Origin of the sequence: Microcystis sp., from assembly GCF_048564745.1 — a bacterium.
Taxonomy (GTDB): Bacteria; Cyanobacteriota; Cyanobacteriia; order Cyanobacteriales; family Microcystaceae; genus Microcystis; species Microcystis ichthyoblabe_A.
Map to the genome: position 1 here is coordinate 1 of NZ_JBLZRT010000212.1, position 2562 is coordinate 2562.

5 protein-coding genes are annotated in these 2562 nt (G+C 40.9%); all 5 read left to right on the forward strand.

Features of this window, described 5'->3' with window-relative positions; all coding sequences use genetic code 11:
• Window positions 1–1004, forward strand: a 1004-nt coding sequence (locus tag ACOCD9_RS21325) for an apoptotic protease-activating factor (RefSeq protein ID WP_419548380.1), incomplete at its 5' end; no start/stop codon positions are given.
• Window positions 1005–1071: 67 nt separating this feature from the next.
• Window positions 1072–1320, forward strand: coding sequence for a type II toxin-antitoxin system Phd/YefM family antitoxin (locus ACOCD9_RS21330; RefSeq protein WP_002739617.1), 249 nt, complete (start codon window positions 1072–1074; stop codon window positions 1318–1320).
• Window positions 1313–1582 carry a type II toxin-antitoxin system RelE family toxin gene (locus ACOCD9_RS21335; RefSeq protein WP_002787830.1) on the forward strand — a complete coding sequence of 90 codons (270 nt, stop codon included), beginning with the start codon at window positions 1313–1315 and terminating at the stop codon, window positions 1580–1582. Before ACOCD9_RS21330 ends, ACOCD9_RS21335 begins: the two co-directional genes overlap by 8 nt.
• 82 nt (window positions 1583–1664) lie before the next feature.
• Window positions 1665–1955 (forward strand): UPF0175 family protein, encoded by a 291-nt coding sequence (locus ACOCD9_RS21340; protein WP_147069485.1) that lies wholly within the window; start codon window positions 1665–1667, stop codon window positions 1953–1955.
• Window positions 1939–2445 carry a DUF3368 domain-containing protein gene (locus ACOCD9_RS21345; RefSeq protein WP_419548381.1) on the forward strand — a complete coding sequence of 169 codons (507 nt, stop codon included), beginning with the start codon at window positions 1939–1941 and terminating at the stop codon, window positions 2443–2445. The genes ACOCD9_RS21340 and ACOCD9_RS21345 overlap by 17 nt, the downstream gene beginning before the upstream one ends.
• Window positions 2446–2562: the final 117 nt, after the last annotated feature.

The following is a 2562-nucleotide window of genomic DNA, read 5'->3' on the forward strand; positions in this document are numbered from 1 at the left end:
TTGCCAGAGGGATTAGGGATGAATCCGACCGTGCATACGAATTGACCTTGTTAGCACCCCATTTACCGGTCAGTTTGTTACCCGAAGCCTTAGAAATTGCCAGAGGGATTGGGGATGAAGACTATCGTGCAGAGGCATTGACCGGGTTAGCTCCCTATTTACCGGAAGTGTTACCCGAAGCCTTAGAAATTGCCAGAGCCATTGGGAATGGATACTTCCGTGCATGGGCATTGACCGGGTTAGCTCCCTATTTACCGGAAGTGTTACCCGAAGCCTTAGAAATTGCCAGAGGGATTGGGGATGAAAAAGACCGTGCAAGGGCATTGATGCGGTTAGCTCCCCATTTACCGGTCAGTTTGTTACCCGAAGCCTTAGAAATTGCCAGAGGGATTGGGGATGAATACCCCCGTGCATGGGCATTGACCGAGTTAGCTCCCCATTTACCGGTCAGTTTGTTACCCGAAGCCTTAGAAATTGCCAGAGGGATTGGGTATGAATACAAACGTGCAAGGGCATTGACCGAGTTAGCTCCCCATTTACCGGTCAGTTTGTTACCCGAAGCCTTAGAAGTTGCCAGAGGGATTGGGGATGAATCCGACCGTGCAGAGGCATTGACCGGGTTAGCTCCCCATTTACCGGAAGTGTTACCCGAAGCCTTAGAAATTGCCAGAGGGATTGGGTATGAATACCCCCGTGCATTGGCATTGACCGGGTTAGCTCCCTATTTACCTGAAGTGTTACCCGAAGCCTTAGAAATTGCCAGAGGGATTGGGGATGAATACCTGCGTGCAGACGTATTAAAAGCATTAACCGCCACATTAACCCCTGCTAATGTTGACTTATCTTTCTGGCAAGATGTCCTTCAGGCTTTGGGTACTCTCACTCGTCTTCATTTCCTCGAAACTATTCCCAACTTAGCGCCTTTAATCCTTCATTTTGGGGGAGAGGTCGCCTTAAGAGAGGTGTTTCAAGGGATTAGGGATGTTAGTCGCTGGTGGAAGTGATTGCCCTGTCAATAATTGCTATAATAGCTAAAATGGTCATAATGGCTAGTTTCTATAAAGGTTAGTTATGAAAACATTAGGAGCCTCAGAAGCAAAAAATCGCTTTGGCGAACTGTTAGACTTGGCTCGAAGAGAACCAGTAAAGATAGCAAAAAAGGGACGTAATGTTGCAGTCGTGCTGTCAATCGAGGAATTTGAGAGATTTTCCGAGTTAGAAAATCAACTTTTGGCTTTACAGGCAGAAAAAGCTCATCAAGAAGGTTTTATCGGAACAACAGAAAGTGAGGCTTTACTGTCAGAAATTTTAAATGCTTAAGATTAACCTATCTCGACAGGCAACTAAACGCTTAAAAAAACTGCCAGATAAACACGCCAAACAAGTAGCCACAAAAATAACCGAACTGAGAACAAATCCCTATCCCCAAGATTCTCTAAAGTTAAAAGGATACTCTTATCATAGAGCCGATATTGGTGAATATCGAATCGTTTATCGTGTTGAGGAGCAAACAATAGAAATCTTGCTGATTGACAAACGAAACGATGATGAAATTTATAAACAACTAAAGAGAACAATATAGAGAATCTTAATTATCAACCATCAATTAATTAGCGATATTATTCCTGCTAAAATCAAGAAAAACAAATTATCTTTAAACACTCATGAACATTAATGTAACATTTCCCGAAGAACTCCTCATTGCTGCCAGAGAAGAAAAAGAAGCATTCTCTCGTAAAGTCATAATTTATACATTAGGGCATCTTTATCAAGAAGGAAAAATTTCAGCAGGAATCGGCGCACAAGTATTAGGATGCGATAAATATACATTTTATACACTTCTCTCTGAGTATGGTTTTTCCATTATTGATTACACAGCAGAAGAATGGGAATCAGAAATACAAACCAGCCGTAAATTAGCCAAAAAAATCAAAGAGAATGAAGATAATTGTTAATTCTACACCGATCATCGCCTTATCTTTGATTAATCAATTAGATCTTCTTAATCAGCTATTTAATGAAGTGATTATTCCTTGGGCAGTTTATCAAGAAATTGTCATCGCTGGAGATAATAAACCGGGGGCAAAAGAACTCAAAAATGCCAATTGGATTCAAGTTCAAGAAGTTGCATCATCATCTCCTCTTGAACCGCTATTACTAGGATTAGATCGAGGAGAATTAGAAGTTATGCTCTTGGCAATTTCAATCAAACCAGACTGGGTAATTATAGATGAGAAATTAGCAAGAAGAGTTGCCAAAGCTATGGAATTACCCGTCAAAGGAACATTAGGAATTCTCTTGGTTGGTTTTTATGCAGGTTATCTATCTAAACAAGAAATTTTAGATTTATCACAACAGTTAGTTGATTATGGAACTCGTATTAGTTCTCCGATTCTTAATTGGCTAAAAACAGAATTAGACCTGACAGGGGGACAAGCGAGCTAGAAAACTTGCCAACAAAGGCTTCTGGCTTCTCTCGCTAGAAATAGATCTAGCGATTCTAGGCAAAAAGCTAACGAAAGAATTAGGGATAGGAGCGAGCTTACTAGGAATTATTATTAA